This window comes from Paenibacillus sp. GD4 (assembly GCF_030846225.1).
Taxonomy (GTDB): domain Bacteria; phylum Bacillota; class Bacilli; order Paenibacillales; family NBRC-103111; genus Paenibacillus_G; species Paenibacillus_G silviterrae.
Map to the genome: position 1 here is coordinate 1,167,558 of NZ_JAVCYK010000002.1, position 19,067 is coordinate 1,186,624.

Here is a 19,067-nt window from a genome sequence, read left to right on the forward strand (position 1 = left end):
CGCTGCCTTCGCGAGTGACAGAGGTGCCGCTAACATGACCGCTTAGTAGAAGTATATTCCGCCGTTCCCTGTCTATCTCCAAAATCAATTCTCATCATCAAAATCAAAGGAGCGCTGATCATGCTGATCTGCGCCCCTTAAGGGAATCCACCTATTCACTGTCCGCACTATTCAGTTGAACCCGCCGTTTACGCGAATCGTCTGTCCCGTTATCCAGCGGGCTTTGTCGCTGACGAGCAGCTCAATCACGTTCGCGATGTCCTCCGGCTCGCCAAGCCGTCCAAATGCATTCATGCGGCGGTACGAATCAATCAGCTCCTCGGATTTGCCATTCAAGAATAGCTCAGTCGACACTTGCCCGGGTGCAATGCAGTTGATGACGATGTCCTTAGGACCGAATTCCTTTGCCAATTGGCGAGTCAGCTGTTCGACGGCGCCCTTAGTTGCCGCGTAAACGCTGTACGTCGGGAGCATTGCGCCCGATATGGAGGTCGAGAAGTTGATGATCGTCCCGCCTTTGGCCATATGCTTCATCGCTTGTTGGCAAGCGAAATACGTGCCTTTCACGTTGATAGCGAACTGCCGGTCAAACATCTCCTCCGTCACGTCCGCGATGGCCGTACATTCCATCGTGCCGGCATTATTGACGAGAATGTCCACGCTCGCGAATCGCTCGAGTGTCTCCGAGAATAACGCTTCCACCTCGCTCACCTTGCTTACATCGGCGCGGATGGCAACCGCTTCGCCGCCGGATTGCTCAATCCTCTTTACGACTTCACCCGCTTTCTCCGAATTCGAGGAATAATTAACAACCACCTTCGCACCGGCTTGACTCAATTGAAGGGCAACCTGCCGTCCGATTCCCCGCGACGCTCCTGTAATCATTGCAACTTTTCCATTCAAGTTCATTTCCGTTCTCTCCTTCTATCCTGATTTGGCCAAACGATGATTCGCCGTGTTCAGCCTTGCAAATTCATTATAGAAAATATTTGTGAGAGCCCGTTAGAATATACCTGTTTCATTCTTGCCTAATTCTCTTCGGTTTCGCTCTATTAGAAAGCTGAGCTTCGCACTTAACTCCTATTTTCTGATATGATGAAAGTAAACACTTCCTGGCTAGAGGGGACACAAACATGGATACAAAGAATGATTCACCTCGCATAGAACAAGCCTTGCAACAACTGGCGCTCTTGATTCAGCGCCATGCTCCGTCGAACGGTACACATAGGACAGCTGTTCCTTCTTTGACGCTGATGCATGCCACACAAACGTCAGAACCCCTGGAATCCGTATACAAACCATCCATTTGCGTCGTGGCACAAGGGGCGAAAACAGCAACACTAGCCAATGAGACCTACCGGTACGATCCTTCCACTTATTTGGTTACTTCCGTCGAATTGCCGATCATGGGCAGAATCATTGAAGCGGCACCCGAGGTCCCCTATTTAAGCTTGAAGCTGAGTTTTGACGCCGACATCATCCTGGACATTATGAAAGAAACAAACCGTCCTATTGATGTTCCTGCGGAAGCCTCCCGCGGCATTACCGTGAACCGAACCTCTCCTGCACTGCTCGAAGCCATCGTGCGGCTCATGCAGCTGCTCGATACTCCTGAGGACGTTGCGGTTCTGGCACCGCTCGTCATTCGCGAAATTCTGTATCGGGTGCTTCAAGGCGAGCAAGGCTCGCTCATCCATCAATTTGCGATCACCGGCAGCCATGCGAACAACATTGCTCAAGCGATCCGGTTGATTAACCGGCAATACGACCGTCCGCTCCTGATCGAGCACCTTGCAAAGTCCGTGAACATGAGCACGTCTGCGTTTCATAAACATTTCAAGCGCGTCACAGCGATGAGCCCATTGCAGTACCAAAAAACGGTGCGTTTACAAGAAGCCCGCCGCTTACTTCTGACGGAAGCTGTGCCGGCCTCCGATGCGGCCTTCCGTGTAGGCTACGAGAGCCCCTCTCAATTCAGCAGGGAATATGCCCGCATGTACGGACGACCGCCGATGCTGGACGTTCAAGAGCTGCGTGGGGCGAATAGGCATACAAGAACAGAGCATTGACGGATAACTGCCCCCCTTCTCGGAGCGACGAATGTCCGATAATGTCATGAAGCCGCGTGGACATTCTCCAGTCTGTGCCTTTTCCCTTTGAGCGATAAGACGAAGCAAATAAACAAGATTAGGCATGCCAGCATATACGGATAATTAACATCCAAGTCGAATAAATAACCGGCTGCAATAGGCCCTGCAATATTGCCAAGACTGGTAAAGGCAGAGTTCAAGCCCGCGACATAGCCTTGCTGATCCTTAGCCACCATTGACATTTGTGTACTGATAGCCGGTCGTAGGATATCAATTGCCAAAAATACAATAAAGGTTACGGCGAATATCATCCAGAATCGGTGAACGAAAAGCGTCAACAAAATAAACAAACCTGCAAAGAGAAGGCAGAGGGATATGACGCGCCGCTCCCCTACACGCTTTAATATCCAGCTGAAGGCCGTAACCTGGACCACAGCGCCGGCTATGGACCCGAACGTTATGATAAACGCGATATCCTTGGGCTCAAACCCAAACTTTTGATCGACAAACAGCCCGAAGATGGTTTCAAAGTTAGCAAGCCCGAACGACATGACAAAAACAATGATCAAGCTTAAAAAATAGGGCTCTCTATAGGCGTTTCTCAATTGCATAAGGAGACTGCTTTGTTCAACTGTATTAGACGGGGTATCTGTTATATTTTCTTTTGAAGGGCGCGATTCCCGAAGTATCAGCAATGTCATACATGCAGCGAGAAACCCCGCAGCCGCTGCTGCGTAAAAGGGCACGCGGATTCCCAATTCGGCAATATACCCGCCAATGCCCGGTCCAATAATAAAGCCTGTTGTAATGGCTGCGGTAATGTACCCCATCCCCGCAGCACGCTCTTCCTGCGTCGTGATATCCGCCGCATAAGCCATAATGGCCGGCATTATCATTGCCGCACTGATGCCGCCGAGCAGCCTCGAAACAAAGAGCAGGGCAGGTGAGCCGGCTAACCCAAACAGCCCCTCGGAAAAAGCGAACACGATCATGCCGATGACAATCATTCTTTTTCTGCCGTAGGAATCGGCCAACCTGCCTGCGAGCGGCGAACAAAGAAGCTGCGTCAGCGAAAAAGCGGCAACCAGCAGGCCAACGACCCCTCCGGTAATGCCCAGACTCTCCATAAACTTAGGCATAATGGGGATGACAAGTCCGATCCCGGAGAAGACTAAAAGTAGATTGAGCATGAGAACCAGCAAGGCTCCCCGGTTTTTTGTCAATAGTGCCATTTGAAATTCCTCCATCATCATAAAAATACTGAATTTTCATTCAGGATTATAGCAAAAAAAAGGGGCTAACGGCTCGGCTTGGCTATGCCGTGCAGAAACACATCCATAGCCAAGCGATACGCCGCCAGCGCTTCCTCTCGTTCCATTCTCCGGCAGTGCTGATTTAATCCAAGCATCAAACCATCCAATATTATGGCGAGTCCGTTCACATTCGTGATTGCGAATTCATCGTTATCAATGCCCCTCTGAAGCAGGTTCCGATTAAAGTCAATGTACCCTTTGACCATTTCGTTGATTCGCTCCTCCACTTCAGGGGCTTTCTCTGAATTGTTGAAAAACTCATCGGCTGCCTTCGTCAACGGATGACTCAATTGATCGAACGCCAAGAAATCGGCCATGCCATATAATTTCTCGATTGTGGTAGAGTACAGCTTTTCCTTGGCCAGCCATCTCTCATCCCATTCCCTATTCCAATCTTCAAGTAAATACAAAAAAAGCCCTTCCTTGTTCTTGAAATGATAATATATGTTACCTGCACTACATCCGGCAGCTTTAACAATGTCTTCAATGGACGTGGCTTTATAGCCTTTTTGAGCAAATAAAGCTTTTGCTGCATCGGCAATTTTTTTCTTCGTTTGCTCCGTTTGCTGTTTCTTTTTATTCACGCATACTTCACCGCTTTCCGGCTGACAGATGTATTAAAATGAAGATCCGCCTGAAACACTGAATGTTTATTCAGTATAGGGGATGATTGAAGTTTTTGCAAGCCGATCAGCTTCCACGCCAAAAATAGTACTATATAAACTTAGTACTTCTTTCCATAAGAATCACCTTGTATAATTTGTAATCATAAAGGAGTTGTTTCATGTGAAGGTAGCATTTAGAGTAAACATACATAAAGGGGGTGTTGCCGTTGAACTATGATGATCGCTTGAATAGCTTAGAAAAGCGAATCGAGGAGCTTGAAAAAGAAGTCAACGAATTAAAGTATAATAAACGACCCGATAGGACGGATACAAAAGTACTTTCTCGCCCAGTGGGTGAAGGGGTCTCCACCTCCGTATCCCCGTACGGAGAAACGAAAAAGGAAACCCAAAAGGAGACCATCAAGAAGAAAGAAACGGATTGGGAACATCTCATTGCCAGAGTATGGCTCCCCCGCGTGTTCATGTTTGTCCTATTAATCGGTCTGATCTGGGGCTTTAAAGCAGCGGTAGACGGCGGTTTGATCACAGAGGAAATGCGATGCCTACTCGGTCTCCTTGCCGGTGGTGCTTTCGTTTACCTCGGCATCAGACAACACCGGCAGCAACGCGCTTTATTATCCCAAGTGCTCTTCGCAGGCTCTATTGGGATTTTCATGCTAACCACCTTCGCGGCGCATTACTTATATGGCTTCATCAATGGACCTACGGCTTTACTTCTCAACGTGCTTTGGACGATGCTGGGAGTCTGGTTCTCTTATCAATACAAATCACAAGCATTGGGTGTACTGGCAAGCATCACCGGAATTCTCGCTCCCTTCCTGGTCGAAAGCAGCCATCCGTCTACCATCTTCTTTGTGTCGTACGAAGTGCTGCTCTACACCAGCTTTATGATATTTGCCATGAGACAGCGATATGTAATTTTGTTCTACGCGTCATTTATCTTCATGCACCTTGCCTTTATGATATTTAGCTTTGGATCGGATTCATCTGACGAATGGCTCGCCTATGGCGTCTTGGTCCAGCATATCCTTATCTTAGGCTCGATATTACTCAAAGCGGGAATCCTAAAGCATCAGCTTCGTATGCTGGTAACCAGCTTTGTCCTTACAGCCCTCTGGTTTAAAGTAAACATGGATTCCTCGGAAGTCGACACTGTCTTGTTAGTGTTCACTCTTCTCTATAGTGCGCTATCTGTTTATTTCTGGAAAAAGAAGGATGGGCAGGCATTACCCTTTACGCTTGCGGTTGCTTCGTACGCCTTACTTTTCTTCATGATGAACCGCTTTGAAAGTGAAGCGGTTGTCGGATTTTTCATTATTGAAGGCTTTATCGCTCTTGCTCTTGGTTTTGTCATTACATCCGCATTTCAAAAAATCAACGGGCTTCTCATTTATCTCTTGGGGTGCATCGCCGGACTACAAATCTTATCCGATGGCATGAACTCCCTGGCTTCAGCGAATACCTTTATATGGGTTGTTTTGCTGCTTACCCTAGCAGGCATCACAGCACTTTTAAGGCGTTATCCTTCCGGAAGCCAAAAGAGCCTGACCAAAATCCTTTACTACGGATTAGGCCTGTTATTCTTATTCTTCATTACGGATGCAACCACTGCAGTAACGCGAAATGTAAGTGAAAATACGCAGCATTTACTTATTTCATCCGCTTGGGTGGCGTATGCCATTTCCGTCATAGCCTATGGTCTCAAGAAGGGAATCAAACAAGTTCGGCTTGCCGGTATCGCTTTGTTATTTTTAACTTTGATGAAAGTCATCTTCTTCGACCTCCCAACAGTATCCGTGGTGATCAAAGCAGTTCTATTTATCGGACTTGGAGGCATCGGCGTATTGCTTTCCCGATTCTTCTACCGGAAGGAGTAACACGTAACAACACAAAAAGGCGCTCTTTTTGGAGTCAAGTAAATTAATGCGCATGTTTGATTTTTTAAACCCATATGGTTATGAAAATTGCCTAGAGGTGGAAACGGCAGGAGTCGGGTTCACCCTGCTCCTGCCGTTTCCGACTGTTATTGTAACATTTTTTTGATAGGGCAACCGTGCCTAAGTCGATCTGCCACCACGGGTTTGCCGCGCTGCGATATCGTTACGGCCTGCTCAAGTGATCCTTTTCAGGACGGAATATCCTTTTGGCGGCAGGATCAGTTGATCTTGCACCGGGGAAAGCTGCAGCACATCCTGATAGGGCTGATCCAGCTCCACTGCAGCCGAGTCCGTGGAGGCGTTGAATACAAACCACGCCGTATAGCCTGCCGCCTCCCGTCGAATCGCTTCCACACCCGGAGGCAGAGAGAACGGAGCTTGCTGCACCCCGGCTTCCGCCGCTATGCGGGTTAGGAGCCTTCTCATCGACTCCGACTCTAAATGGGTGCCTACATAGTAGGCGACGCCCTTACCGAACCTGCTTCGGCTGAGGACACCTTCGCCTTCCCGGAACGTATCCGCATACACTGCCGTAAGCTCGGCCCCTTGGGACTCCAGACTTTCCGTCCAATACCGGTTTGAGTTTACCATGCGTTGGCTCCCCTGTTCCAGCTCGATGAGCGACACCGAATGCTCGAAGACCGGCTCCCATTCAACGACATGAATGCCGAACAAGTCCGTCATCCCGGCAGGGAGTGTCTCCTGGAAGGCGACATTGTCCTTGTTCTTGACGGAAGTCAGGAAGGTGGCCACGACGATGCCGCCGCCCTCGGCGTAATCCTTCAGCTTCTGCTGCAAGCCATCGTCCGTTAAGAATAACGATGGCACCACAATCAGCCGATAACGGCTTAAATCCGCTTGGGCCGAGATGACATTCGCACCGATCCCCAGCCGCGTCAGCTGTTCATACCATTGCTGTGCATGGGATATCCAGGAGAACTGCTTGTGCACGGGCTTGATCTTGAGCGCCCACAGGGAATCGTAATCGAACAGCACCGCCGTATCGCAGCGTACCTCCGTCTCCTCCAGCAGCCCGCTTAGCCGCTTCAGGTCCGACGCCGCCTCCTTCACCTCATGATACCGCCTGCGAGGCACCCCGTCCGCATCAAGAATCGAATGGTTCAGCTGCTCGGCCCCGTACGGGAATTGAATGTATTGAAAATGCGTGACCAGTTCCGCGCCTCCGGCAAAGGCATGCACCGCCAGCTGTCGGATCGAGCCGGGATATGGCTGCAATCTGCCTTCGTGCCCCCACAGCGCATGTCCGCCGCCGCATGCAAGCTCCAGCACCCAGAATCGGCTTGACCCCGATTGCGTCGCAACATTGCGGCCCAGCGCCCATTCAAACGAAGCGCCGTACAGCTCCGCACCCCGCAAATTCGGGTAAGCATCGACGCCATACCGGTCAAGCTGCCGGAAGCCTTCGAAGTAATCGATGCTGTTCGTGCCGCAGCCCGTGCCGTTTGTCGTTACGACTTGTTGCTTGCCGCTATGTTCGCGCAGCGCCTCAGCCTGAACCTGCTGATAGGCAATCATGGATTCGCTGCAGAACCGTTCAAAATCAAGCCTTAGCGAAGGATTGTCGAAATACGTATCGATCGGCTTGCTCGTATTCGTCTCGATTGTTGCCACCGGAAGGTTGATCTGCCGGAACGCGTTGTATCGCTGTCCCCAGAATACGGTCCCCCACCGCTCGTTCAGCTCCTCAATCGTTCCATACTTTCGTTCCAGCCAAGCGTGGAACAAGCTCCTGCAGACGCTGCAGCGGCAGCGCCCTGTCCCCTCCTGGCCCAGCTCGTTGTCGATCTGGTAGCCGATGACATGGGGATGGCTGTGAAACTGCTCCGCCATCCGCTTCGCGATACCGTAAGAATAATCACGGTAAATCGGGTTGTTATAGCAATAATGTCTCCGGCCGCCGAAGGGCCGCACCCTACCGTAATTATCTACGTACATCATGCCCGGATGACGCTCGCAGAGCCAGGCGGGAGGCGCTGCGGTAGGCGTGCAGAGCACCGTCTGTATGCCGAGCCGCCCCGCCCTTCCGATCACAGCCTCCAGCCATTCGAACCGGTACACGCCCTCCTCCGGCTCCATCTCGCACCAGGCGAACTCCCCGATCCGGATGACGTTCATTCCCGCCTCAGCGAGCAATTGCAGGTCGCGCTCCACCTGATCTTCCGTTCTCATCTCCGGGTAATACGCTACACCGTAATACACAATAGGTTCTCCTCCTGACCGAATCGGTCGAACATGTGATGGGATTTACTCGGTCAGCACCCGAAGCTCCGCAACAGAAGCATAGTTCAGCGGCTTCACCAATCGTACATAACGGTAAGCCGAAGCATCTAACACATTAGCGGACCATATCGCCTTGAAGGGCAAAGCTTCATCCCCTTGGCTGCCGAGCACCGTATAGGTGCCGAAGCCCGGATCGTTAGAGGCCCGGATCTCGAAATTTTTGCGTGTGCTTGCCTGGTCCGCATCTTGCCTCGTTACGATCTCCAGCTTGCGGATCGAGTACGCCGAGCCCAGGTCCACCGTCCAGGAAGCCGTTCCTTTGGAAATCCATGCGGTGGAAACACTATTGTCGTTCGCTTTGCCCGCGTCATACGCAGCACTGTAACTATCCGTTGCCGTCGCCGGCTTTCCCAGCGCCCTATTGGTTAATGCCTTCGGCGTGCCCGTCACGTGAACTCCGGCAGATTCGTTGCCAAGTCGGCCTACGGTCCGGATGGTGAACGTAAAAGGGACGTTATTTGTGAGCCCGGTCAAATGGACTTTTCTTTCTTCGGCAGGCACACTCTTTACAAGCGTATCGCCGTTATAAATACGAAGCTCGGACCATTGCGCATTCAACGGCGCATCCCATGCGACAATCAGCTCTTTGTCCAGCGTGTAGGTCCTTGCGCCGACAACCTCCTCCGGAGCAAGCACCGGCGCTGCCAGCACCTTCAGCTCGGCAACGGCCGCGTAACCAACCGGCTTGACGAACCGTACGTATCTGTACGCATTCGTGCCAATATGCTCATTAGACCAGGTCGCTTGGTAAGGAAGAGTATCAGCTCCCTGGCCGCCTAATATACTATAGGTTGCAAAGGTGGGATCGTCGGAAGCCTGAATTTCAAAATGGCTCCGCGTGCCCGCTTGATCGGCATCCTGCCTGGTGACGACCTCGATGCCGCGAATCACTCCATTGCGGTACTGCTGTCCCAAGTCAACCGTCCAGGAAGCCGCTGTTCTGGATACCCATGCCGTGGACGGCAGCCCGTCATTCGCCTTATCAGCTTCATAGGAGCTGCTGTATGCATCCGTGGCCGACGCCGGCTTGCCCAAGGCAAGGTTCAGCAGCGTCTGCGGCGTGCCGGTCACCTTGCGCCCGAACGACTCTTTGCCTTGCTGATTCACAGACTTGAAGGTAAATGTATGTGGAGCTCCGTTCGTCAATCCCGTAATGACCGCATGGCCTACACCTGTGGGAACCGATTGCACCAGCGCTCCACCCGCTTCGGGCTCTCCGTTGTAAATCTTAACTTCCGTCACTTCCGCATCAGATGGATCATCCCATAAAACCTGCAGCTCGCCATCTCCGGCAATAACCGCCGTATTCGTAATCTCCTCCGGCGACTGGAGCGGTGCCGCCATGACTCTCAGCTCCGCCACCGCCGCATAGTTCGCCGTCTTGACGAAACGGATGTACCGGTACGTCGGCTTACCGGATAAACTCACAGTCCAGGTGGATTTATATTCGAGCGTTTCTGCACCTTGGGCACCGAGCACTTCATACGCGGTAAAGCTGCTGTCATGGGAGCCTTGTACCTCGAAATTTCTCCGCGTGCTTCCCTGATCGGCATCCTGCCGCGTCACCACCTCGATTCGCTCCGGCCTGTAGAGCTCGACCTGTTCCATAAGATCAAGCGTCAAGGATGCAGTGCCGGCGGTAACCCAAGCCGACTGGATGTCGCCGTCATTCGCCTTGCCGGCTCCAAAAGCATCGCTGTATTGGCTGGTCGCCTTGACCGTCTTATCCTTGGCGATGTTAATCAGCTCTGGCCTCGGCTCGGCTGCGGAGATTACGATAATATCCACGCTCGTATGAACGTCGATATCGTCGATGAGGATATGCACGTCGATCTTGGTCTGACCTGCTCGCGCCCCGGTCACCACTCCGCTAACGCTATTCACGGCGGCGATGCTGCTGTCGGCGGAGCTGAAGGTCACCGAGGTTGCTTGAGATGGCTCCACCGGCTGCCCGTCCCGGGTCGTGAGCGCCGCTTGCATTCGGGCTGATTGACCTGGCCGCAGCACGGTAGAGCCTTCCACCGACAGCTTCATGAAGTACGGAATGAGCGTGTTGTTGATCACGCTGAAGCCGGTAACGGCGTTGATGTTGTTTAACGCGACATCCCTTACTGCTCCTTCCTCCAGCGTCAGCGTAACCGTTTTGCCATAACCGGCCGTTTTGGAAAGCGTGAGCTTCACCGTTGCGTTCTTCACATCCGCGTAGTCCATGACTGCCGAAGCCACTTCGGCCGACGTCCCGTTCAATCTGAACCTCGTCGCATCGAGCTTCCCTGAATCGGATACGGATTCGAGCGGTTCATTGAACTTCAATGTCATCTCTTTGCCGGTTGCATCGGTCACAGCGCTCAGCAGCATTGGACGTGTTGGGTCCGGAAGCCGTGACGGCGGATCGACCGGGTCGGTCAACCGGATGTCCCTGTACGCGGGCTCGAGCCCCGCCATGTCTTTCACATGCTGAAGGTCATTGTGGTTACGAATGAAGGTGCTGGTCCCGTAAGGCGCTTCATTCGTCTTGATGTCCCTCTCTGTGTTCAGAATGACATTATTCATCACCGTCATTCCGGAGCTGTTCTGATCCAGATAAATCCCTAGATTCTTCCACCATTCTTTATCCGGCGGTTGATTCATCGTTGTCCACGGGGAGCGAAGCACATCATGAATGTAATTATCCGTGATCCGGGTGCCCGGCTGGTACGACAAGGTATAAATCCCTCCCCCATCGTCGAGCAGCTTCATGACATGAGAAATACGGTTGTACCGGATCGAGTTGTTCTTGAGCGCGGTCGTATTGGTGGTAAAGCCCCAGCCGAGAGAAATACCGGAATACGGCAAATCGGTCAGCTCGTTGTGCTCCACCGCCATTTCCTCCACGTATCCGCCGAAAATACCCACCGCCCCATAGTAGTCTTGACCGACCTTGGACACGTAGTTGTTGCGAATCGTCGTTCGTCTGTCTACGGTACGTGGATCCGCAGGCGGCGCCTTCATGGTACTGATCCTGCTCGCTACCGCGATCCCGTTGCCGGATATATCGGTAAACACGTTGCTTATGATGGCGTTGTCAAAATTACCGGCAACAAGCTCCAAGCCGGTCGCCCCCAAATGCCGGAACGTATTCCGCTCGAAGCGGATATGGCCTGCCGCCTCCAGCTGCACCGCGCCCGGCAGCTTCCCGCTATACCAGACATCGCCTACAGGGTAATAAGTCGCTTGCGTGCCTGCATAGCCGTCATTCGGCTTCAGCCAATTGGAGTGCTCGAAGCTGATGCCTTGAAACTGAATGTGGTGCACCGGTTGATCGAGCGTGCCTTCCAGCTTGATCAGCGCTTCCAGCTTAGGAGCAATCACTTCCGCGGTGGAGAGATTCTCCCCGGGACGAGGCATATAGTACAGTTCCTGACGGTCCGTATCCAGAAACCATTCTCCCGGTTCATCCAGGAACGCCATTTTATTCTCAAAATGATACGATTGATTCGCTTCGCTTAACGGCGCTTCATTGCCGATCACCTGGCTTCGTTCAGGCTCTCGGGTCACGATGGACGCAATGGTGTCGTTCGCGCTGAACGAATCAACGAGGAGATGACGGTCTGCCCAATGCGTCTGAATAATCATCTCAGGCGTGCCCGCGCCGCCGCTCAATCCGTTCGTCTCGTAGACACTGACTTGGACCGTCTTGCTGCTGTTATTGTAGGACTTTAATCGGTAAAAGCTACCCGCGTTCGGCGTTCGCGCTCTGATGCCGCGTGTACCGTTGATATAGAGCTGCCTGAACTGCTGATTGCCAACCGGTGCTTTATACACCCCGTCAGATACCGTCTGCCATCCGCTAACCGGCTGCCCGCCGCTGACAACAGGCTTTTCCCCGGGGTGCGCCTTATAGATTACGTTGTGCCCATGAAGCCCCGAATCCTCTGGACCGAAGGTAACCGTTTCGTTCAGATAATACGTTCCTCCTCTTAGGATAACAACGACATCTCCAACGTTCTTGGGGCCGGTATGGGATGAATGGAGATAAAATTGTCTGATTTCATCACGCGCTTTGTCTATGGATTGGAAGGGACGATTCTTCGAGCCGTTGCCTGTCACATCGGAGCCGGAAGGCGAAACATAAATTTCTTTGTGAATTTTAATGTCTTTCTCTTTCTCTTTCTCCGCCTCCGATTTCTCGGCAGCAAAGCCTTGAACGGCGAACAACTGGAATAACAGCAGGCTGACCATACTCCACACAGCCCATTTACGTGCGAAACGATACTTCGTCATGGACATCGCTTGACCTCCCGGCAAGTTCTCGTACTCATTCGCGAAGCTTATAAAATAATGATCCATTCCTTATCCGTCGCCACGGGATATTCGAATGGGAATGAGACAGGCTCCCGCCCTACTCCCACGTGGACGAGCAGGGTAGCCTGAATCAAGCTGCCCGGACTGCTGTAGCCGCAGCTAACCGTGTGAATGCGAAGGACAATCCCTCCAGCTTGCGGCTGAACGGAGAAGTCGATGCGATCGTAGGCCCCCTTGCAATAATCCAATGAAACGCCGTCATCGAGATAATGAGTCGTGCAAGCTGCCGCCCCATCCGAAGAAGGGTAGTAGTGGACGAGCAGCTCTTTGCCGTCATAGTCCGTCGTGCTCAGAATAGGCGGAGCCAGGATCAGCAATGTACCTGATTTTACGAACAGCGGAAGCTTGTCGATGGCCGCATGATACGAATAGGAACGACTACCTTCATACCGATCTTCCGTCCAGTAGTCGATCCATTCGCCTGCGGGGAAATAAATATCGCGCACAGCCGACAGGTCTGCCGCTTCGGTCTCCTCCACAATAGGCGCCACCAGCAAGCCGTCTCCCAGCATGTATTGGTAGTCGCAGCCGTACGTTACGGGGTCCTCCGGGAACTCGTAGAACAATGGCCGCATCATCGGCACACCGTCCAACACCGCGCCATAGGCGAGGCTGTACAAGTAAGGCATAAGCCGGTATCGAAGCCGGATATATTCCCTGACGATAAGGAAGGCGCGTTCGCCATAAGCCCACGGCTCCGTCCGGTCGCCATGCGCCCGGGAGAGAGGCGACAGCAGGCCCCATTGGTAGGAGCGGATGAAGAAGCTCTCCGAGCTGTCCGGGCTCGTGCAGAAGCCGCCTACATCCTGCGACCAGAACGGGATGCCGACGAGCCCTGCCGCCTGCCCCGCCTTGATCAGCACCCTCGTACCCGAGTAGTCTGCCAGCTGATCCCCGCCCCAGGTGCAGGGATATTTGCCGCTGCCGGCAAAGCCGGTCCGCTCCCACACCAGCACCCGTTCGTTCGGCCGCGCCTCTTGGAAGATACCGTAGATCGCCTTGGCAAAATACAACGGGTACAGGTTGTGCAGCTCGCTGCCCGTTCGACCTTGCCTGCTATAGAGGTCGGAGGGGACCTCGGAGCCGTCGCCGCCGTCGATCTTCAAGCCGTCCACACCCAGATCAAGCAGCGGCTGCAATTGACTTCGCCACCAGGCCACCGCCTCCGGGGAGGTAAAGTCCACCAAGCCCGAGTCGTGGCCCTTCCACCAGCAAACCGGATGGAAACGTCCTTCAGCACCGCGGAAGAAATGACCGTTCGCCACCCCTGCCTCGTATGTACTGCAGGTCGGATTGACGAAGGGGGACGACCACAGAATCAGACGAAGGCGGCGTTCCTTAAGGCGGCGGACAAAATCCTCAGGCTCAGGAAAATTCGCCGAATGCCATTGGAATTCAGTGAAGTCCTCCATCCAGGGAGGATCGATCCCGATCACATCCAGCGGTATCCCCTCCTGCTCGAACCGATCCGCCTTGGCCAGTACGGCCTCCGCCGAATCGGCTCCCGTCTTCGATTGCCAGAAGCCGAACGCCCAACGCGGAGGCAGCTTGGCCTTGCCGGTGATGCTGCTGTAACGGGCAACGATAGCTTTGGGTGCGGGGCCGTGGATAAAGAAATAATCAAGATGACCACCCGTCGCCCATAGCAGGGCACGGTCCGGGACCAGCCCGCCCATATCAAATATCGAATGATACGAATTATTGAAATACAAGCCGTAGCCCTTAGTGCTGATGTAGAACGGCACCGGAATGTCGCAGTGAACGAAATCGTGGGCGACCCACATCTCTTCCCGCTGTCCCCGCTTCGCCAGCGATGGTGTAGCGTTCTCACCCAAACCGAAGAGCTGCTCTCCTTCCGACAGCTCGATGGACATTCCCGTGAGGGGAGCGCTGCTCATCCCTTCCGGCGTATGCCGGAACAGCAGCTCCCCGGTGTCCCTATGAAGCACCGACAATTCGAAGGGCTCCTTGCTCAGCCGTACTTGCAGACCGTTCCAGGCGAGGCTCAGTTGGTCTTCCTCGTCTTCCAGGAGCAATGTCTCCTCACAGGTTAAATTGCCGTCCAGCTCATCCAGCACCATGTCGTTGATAAGCGGCCTCTCTTTCTCGTCAGGACGAAACGCCGTGAAGCGGAACACACCTTCCCTGAATAGTGATAACCGCCCCTCCCATCCGCCGGAAAACCGCATATGCAGCTGCCCGTCGGCGACCTCAGCCCTTAGCAAGCTGCCAAGTCCTTCGAGCGGAAGAATTTGCAATTCCCCGGGTAATTCGGCGAGCAGCGTCGTATACCCAGGCGGTTGATACGGCGTGCGTCCCTTCCCCTTCAGCCACATATTCACCGTAACGCCTTCATTGACGACAAGCAGCAGGGAATGGGACGTATTCCCTTGAAGCGAGGCGGTGGGGACGACGAATTGCGTATCAACGCTCGAGCAGCGGATTCTGCCGATTTCCCTGCCGTTCAAATACAAGGTGAGCTTCCGAATATGGCGTATTAATCCGAAGTCGAGAAGCATGTACTCATTCTCAACGCTACCTTCGTGATCCCGCAGCTCCATAGCCCATTCCGCACGGAACCAGGCTGCTTCACTGCCGGCAACCGCAGAGCCGCCCGCATCCAGATCGTAGACGGCTGCTCCTTGAATCTTACTTATCAGCTCTCGCTCGGCATCGGACAGCCTGGCGATCGTTTCCCCCAGGCCGCCATCCTGCCAGTTTAATTGGACAATCATCCCGTTCTCCTATTTCGCCGAATTTTTGTGAATTTCCATCAGCTTTGCAAGACCTGCTTTTTCCAAGTCCTGAATGTACTTGCTCCACACATCGTCCTTCGAAGGGTCTACCGCCCCCATAATCGATTTTTGCGAAAACTCGAGACGTTTATCGTTCAGACCGGTATAAAGACTTTGTCTGATCTTCTCATCCTCTTCCTTGAATGTGAAGAAGACGAACGGTGCGGCCGGCTCATTGCCGAACATGGACAGGATTTTGTCGTTCTGTTGATCGTTGACCGACTTCTCCGCCCAGCCCGTCTCGCGTCCCAGCGAGAAATGGAAGCCGGTTTCCTTGAGCAGCGTACTTACATCCGTGAATCCGGTCTTCAGCCTCGGCTTGCCGTTAACCAGCTCGTGCTGCTGGCCCTCCAGACCCGCTTCCATGAATCGGATGCCTTCGGGGCTGCAAATCCAGTTGATCATCTCTAGAATCTTATCGAGCTTCTCTCCCTTAGCAGCTGAGGTAATGGCCATCGAGCCCGATACATAAAACGGCATTTCTTTCTCTGCGAGCGCCGGCTTATCGCTGTACCCGCGAATCAATTGTGGTGCAAGCTCCCAGTCGGCGCCGGCAACCGCTTTCGCTTTATCCTCGAAGTAGGAAATACGAGAGCCGTAGGAATACTCGATTAACGATTTGCCTGTGAAATTTTTCTCTTCCCATTGCGGTCCTGTGATGGTCGCGAATTCTTTCTCGATCAAGCCCTCCTTATACAGCTTGTTCAGGAAGATCAGCATGTCTCGGTAATTGTTCGACGCCGGACCGTATTCGATCTGATTGTTCTCCGGATTTTTCCAAAAATCGATATGCGTCCGATAGGCTTGCTTGAAGCCGGCGAGCAGACCGTCCACCGCCCAGCGGTTCGACATCGGCACGGAATCCGGATATTTGGCCTTCAGCGTCTTCAGCGTCTGATAGAGCTCATCCATCGTAGCCGGCAGCTTGAGGCCCTCCTTTTCGAACACATCCTTGCGGTAAATCCAGTCACGCTGCATCTTAACCACATTCTGACCGGGCAAATAGAACATTTTTCCGTCATCGGTCGAGACATATTTGATAAGCGTCTCCCACTCCTCATTCGAGAACAGCTTGCGATAGTTCGGTATTTTGTCCAGATGATCCTTGAGATTGAGCAAATATCCGTTCTGGCCCCATTTTTTCATCTGCTGATTGGCCGTCCCTGCATTGAAGTTCATCAGCAGCTCCGGATATTGACCGCTGGCGAACATCACATTGAATTTGTCCGTATTTTGCTCCCACAGCACGTATTGCGGATTGAGCTTAACCCCGAGCTTCTTCTCCAGCTCCTTGTCCCGCAGTGTCGGAACATTGGTTGGGACAACACTATCCTGCCAGACGAAGGAAATGTCCAGCTGCTTCGATGCCGATGAGCCTGCTGCACCATCCTTATTCCCGGAAGTCTCCGCCGGCGTGTCGGCTCCGCCCATGCAAGCGGATAATAAGGCTGTAGTGACCATACTCATGCTAACAACGGCAGATAATTTCGTTTTTTTCATGTAACTTCCCCCATCGCTTCATATTTGTTCTTTTACTTGAAAATTCAGGAGCTTGCAGACGGAATCAACCTTTTAATGACCCGATCATCACGCCTTGGACAAAATACTTCTGTACGAACGGGTACACGATGACCATGGGGATGATGGAAACGACCAGTGTTGCATACTGAATGCTCTGAATCGTTATTTTGGAGGAGGCTTGATCGGCCTGCGCCGATTGCCCCAGCTGCGCCAATTGCTCCGCCATCTGGGACTGGAGCACGATCTCGCGAAGAACCAATTGCAGCGGCCACTTCTTCGCATCCTGCAAGTAGATCATCGCAGAGAAGAACGAGTTCCAATGCGCTACGATGTAGAAGAGCGCGATCGTCGCAACGCCCGCCTTCGAGAGCGGAAGCACGATCCGCATAAAGATACCGAAGTCCGTGCAGCCGTCCAGCTTAGCCGATTCCTCCAGGTCGGACGGGAAATTTTTGAAGAAGGCATGCAGGATAATGAGGTAGTATGCGTTAATCGCGGTGGGGACGATCAATGCGCCGAGACTGTTGTACATCCCAAGCTCCTTAACAACCAGAAAGGTCGGAATCAGCCCGCCGCTGAAGAACATCGTCACCAAAATATACGCTACGATCGACCGTCGGAACGGTAGCTCCTTCTTGGAAATCGCATAAGCCGTCAGCGTGGTCAGGACAACATTCAAGCAAGTGCCTAGCGTCGTTATAAGCACGGAATTCATCAGTGCCCGCGGCACGATTTTTTCTCGAAAAATGGTTGCATACGCATTTACATCCAGCTGCTTCGGCCATAGGCCGATACGTCCCTGCACGATCTGATCCGGACTGCTGAGTGAGACCGATACGATGTGAAGAATCGGCAGGATGACGACCGCTAAGACCACAAGCATAAGCAGATGCGTGAAGCCGTCCAGCAACCTGGACGAGAGCGTGCGGTCTCTTACCATAGATATGTTCCTCCTTAATACAGACTTTCCTCCGTAAACCGTTTGGACAAATAATTGGCCGTCACCAGCAGGATGACATTGACTACGGAATTGAACAGGCCTACCGCGGCGCCAAAGCTGAAATCAAGATCGACAAGACCTCTTCGGTACACATAGGTTGAGAACACATCCGCCGTCTCATAAGTCGCCGGGCTGTACATCAGAATAATCTTGTCGGCTCCGACGCCGACCAACCGGGAAATATTCAGGATGAGCAGCACGACAATGGTTGTCTTGAGTGCGGGAAGGGTGATATGCCACATTTGCCTGAGCCGGGACGCCCCGTCGATGACAGCGGATTCATATAGCTGCGTATCCACCTTGGAGATGGCAGCCAAGTAAATGATCGCGCCGAAGCCCATTTCCTGCCATATCCCGGACCCGATATACAGCGTACGAAACCATTCCACGGCACCAAAATAATAGGTGGGTTCGATTCCGAACCAATCCTGCAGCAGCGTGTTCACTGCACCGCCGGAAGGAGAAAGCAGCAGCTTCATCATTCCGACGACCGCAACGAGCGAAAGAAAATGCGGCAAATAGCTGATCGTCTGTACGAAGCGCTTATACAGTGCCCATCGCACCTCGTTCAGGGCAAGCGCGAACAGGATCGGGACCGGAAACCCGAATACCAGGGACAGGAAGCTCAGCAGCAGCGTGTTCCGGAGAAGTCTCATGAAACTGGAGTTCTCGAAGAACGATTGGAAATGCTCCAAGCCGACCCATTTCGATTGGTAAATGCTCTCCAGAAAGCTCATGCCCGCGGTCATCTTGAAATCCTTGAAGGCAATCAGGATGCCGTACATGGGCACGTAGTCAAAAATAAAGAAATAAATCAAACCCGGAAGAACCATTAGCAAGAGCACTTTGCGCTGAAGAATGTCCTTCCAGGTCCGGAACAGCCAAGATCGCTCGGCCCCGCTTCTCTGCGGATTCGCGGATGGGGTGTCCGTTGCGGCAGCGTGCATGTTGTCGACCTCTCCTCTCTTTTGAGTCAGCCATTCGCATCTGGCTTGTGAGTTCATCATGCCGCAAAGCCGTCCTCGGCGTAAACGGACAGTTCTTTGGTGCAGCACACATTCGTTTGGATTTGGAGGCGTTTCTCAAGAGGTGTCCTTGCCAAGGTCCGGGGGGACACAAGTTAAGATGGCCGGACTTTTT

The 19,067-nt window shown here is 52.9% G+C and carries 11 protein-coding genes; 2 read left to right on the forward strand and 9 right to left on the reverse strand.

All coding sequences use genetic code 11. The annotated features are described in order from the left end of the window. Positions 1-171: 171 nt before the first annotated feature. Positions 172-909, reverse strand: coding sequence for an SDR family oxidoreductase (locus RAC89_RS27930; RefSeq protein WP_306616988.1), 738 nt, complete (start codon positions 907-909; stop codon positions 172-174). 224 nt (positions 910-1,133) lie between these two features. On the opposite strand from RAC89_RS27930, the gene RAC89_RS27935 reads away from it, so the two are divergent. Next, positions 1,134-2,069 (forward strand): AraC family transcriptional regulator, encoded by a 936-nt coding sequence (locus tag RAC89_RS27935; RefSeq protein WP_306616989.1) that lies wholly within the window; start codon positions 1,134-1,136, stop codon positions 2,067-2,069. A gap of 44 nt (positions 2,070-2,113) precedes the next feature. Here RAC89_RS27935 and RAC89_RS27940 read toward each other — a convergent pair whose 3' ends face one another. Both RAC89_RS27940 and RAC89_RS27945 read right to left on the reverse strand, forming a co-directional pair. After that, the gene (locus tag RAC89_RS27940) at positions 2,114-3,322 is read right to left on the reverse strand and encodes an MFS transporter (protein WP_306616990.1); all 1,209 of its coding nucleotides are present in this window, start codon (positions 3,320-3,322) and stop codon (positions 2,114-2,116) included. Positions 3,323-3,387: 65 nt separating this feature from the next. Further along, positions 3,388-3,987, reverse strand: coding sequence for a TetR/AcrR family transcriptional regulator (locus tag RAC89_RS27945; RefSeq protein ID WP_306616991.1), 600 nt, complete (start codon positions 3,985-3,987; stop codon positions 3,388-3,390). Between the two features lie 248 nt (positions 3,988-4,235). Here RAC89_RS27945 and RAC89_RS27950 point away from each other — a divergent pair, with 248 nt between their 5' ends. Beyond that, entirely contained in the window at positions 4,236-5,906 is a 1,671-nt protein-coding gene (locus tag RAC89_RS27950; RefSeq protein WP_306616992.1) for a DUF2339 domain-containing protein, read from the forward strand. 234 nt (positions 5,907-6,140) lie between these two features. Here RAC89_RS27950 and RAC89_RS27955 read toward each other — a convergent pair whose 3' ends face one another. The 6 genes from RAC89_RS27955 to RAC89_RS27980 form a co-directional block, all read right to left on the reverse strand. After that, a complete protein-coding gene (locus RAC89_RS27955) occupies positions 6,141-8,186 on the reverse strand; it encodes a beta-galactosidase (protein WP_306616993.1) in 2,046 nt (681 codons plus the stop codon). Between the two features lie 45 nt (positions 8,187-8,231). Then, on the reverse strand, positions 8,232-12,536 hold the full coding sequence (locus tag RAC89_RS27960) for a discoidin domain-containing protein (RefSeq protein ID WP_306616994.1): 4,305 nt from the start codon (positions 12,534-12,536) through the stop codon (positions 8,232-8,234). Positions 12,537-12,577: 41 nt separating this feature from the next. Next, positions 12,578-15,346: a glycoside hydrolase family 31 protein gene (locus tag RAC89_RS27965; protein ID WP_306616995.1), complete on the reverse strand. Its 2,769-nt coding sequence runs from the start codon at positions 15,344-15,346 to the stop codon at positions 12,578-12,580. A gap of 9 nt (positions 15,347-15,355) precedes the next feature. Then, positions 15,356-16,906 (reverse strand): extracellular solute-binding protein, encoded by a 1,551-nt coding sequence (locus tag RAC89_RS27970; protein WP_306616996.1) that lies wholly within the window; start codon positions 16,904-16,906, stop codon positions 15,356-15,358. Between the two features lie 64 nt (positions 16,907-16,970). Further along, positions 16,971-17,867 carry a carbohydrate ABC transporter permease gene (locus tag RAC89_RS27975; RefSeq protein ID WP_306616997.1) on the reverse strand — a complete coding sequence of 299 codons (897 nt, stop codon included), beginning with the start codon at positions 17,865-17,867 and terminating at the stop codon, positions 16,971-16,973. A gap of 14 nt (positions 17,868-17,881) precedes the next feature. Further along, on the reverse strand, positions 17,882-18,874 hold the full coding sequence (locus RAC89_RS27980) for an ABC transporter permease (protein ID WP_306616998.1): 993 nt from the start codon (positions 18,872-18,874) through the stop codon (positions 17,882-17,884). Positions 18,875-19,067 lie beyond the last annotated feature (193 nt).

What these genes read in the sequence shown, in the direction of transcription:
- RAC89_RS27970 (WP_306616996.1), bottom strand. Translation starts at nt 16,906, where the DNA reads ATGAAAAAAACGAAATTATCTGCCGTTGTTAGCATGAGTATGGTCACT.
- RAC89_RS27935 (WP_306616989.1), top strand. Translation starts at nt 1,134, where the DNA reads ATGGATACAAAGAATGATTCACCTCGCATAGAACAAGCCTTGCAACAA.
- RAC89_RS27960 (WP_306616994.1), bottom strand. Translation starts at nt 12,536, where the DNA reads ATGTCCATGACGAAGTATCGTTTCGCACGTAAATGGGCTGTGTGGAGT.
- RAC89_RS27975 (WP_306616997.1), bottom strand. Translation starts at nt 17,867, where the DNA reads ATGGTAAGAGACCGCACGCTCTCGTCCAGGTTGCTGGACGGCTTCACG.
- RAC89_RS27980 (WP_306616998.1), bottom strand. Translation starts at nt 18,874, where the DNA reads ATGCACGCTGCCGCAACGGACACCCCATCCGCGAATCCGCAGAGAAGC.
- RAC89_RS27940 (WP_306616990.1), bottom strand. Translation starts at nt 3,322, where the DNA reads ATGGCACTATTGACAAAAAACCGGGGAGCCTTGCTGGTTCTCATGCTC.
- RAC89_RS27930 (WP_306616988.1), bottom strand. Translation starts at nt 909, where the DNA reads ATGAACTTGAATGGAAAAGTTGCAATGATTACAGGAGCGTCGCGGGGA.
- RAC89_RS27965 (WP_306616995.1), bottom strand. Translation starts at nt 15,346, where the DNA reads ATGATTGTCCAATTAAACTGGCAGGATGGCGGCCTGGGGGAAACGATC.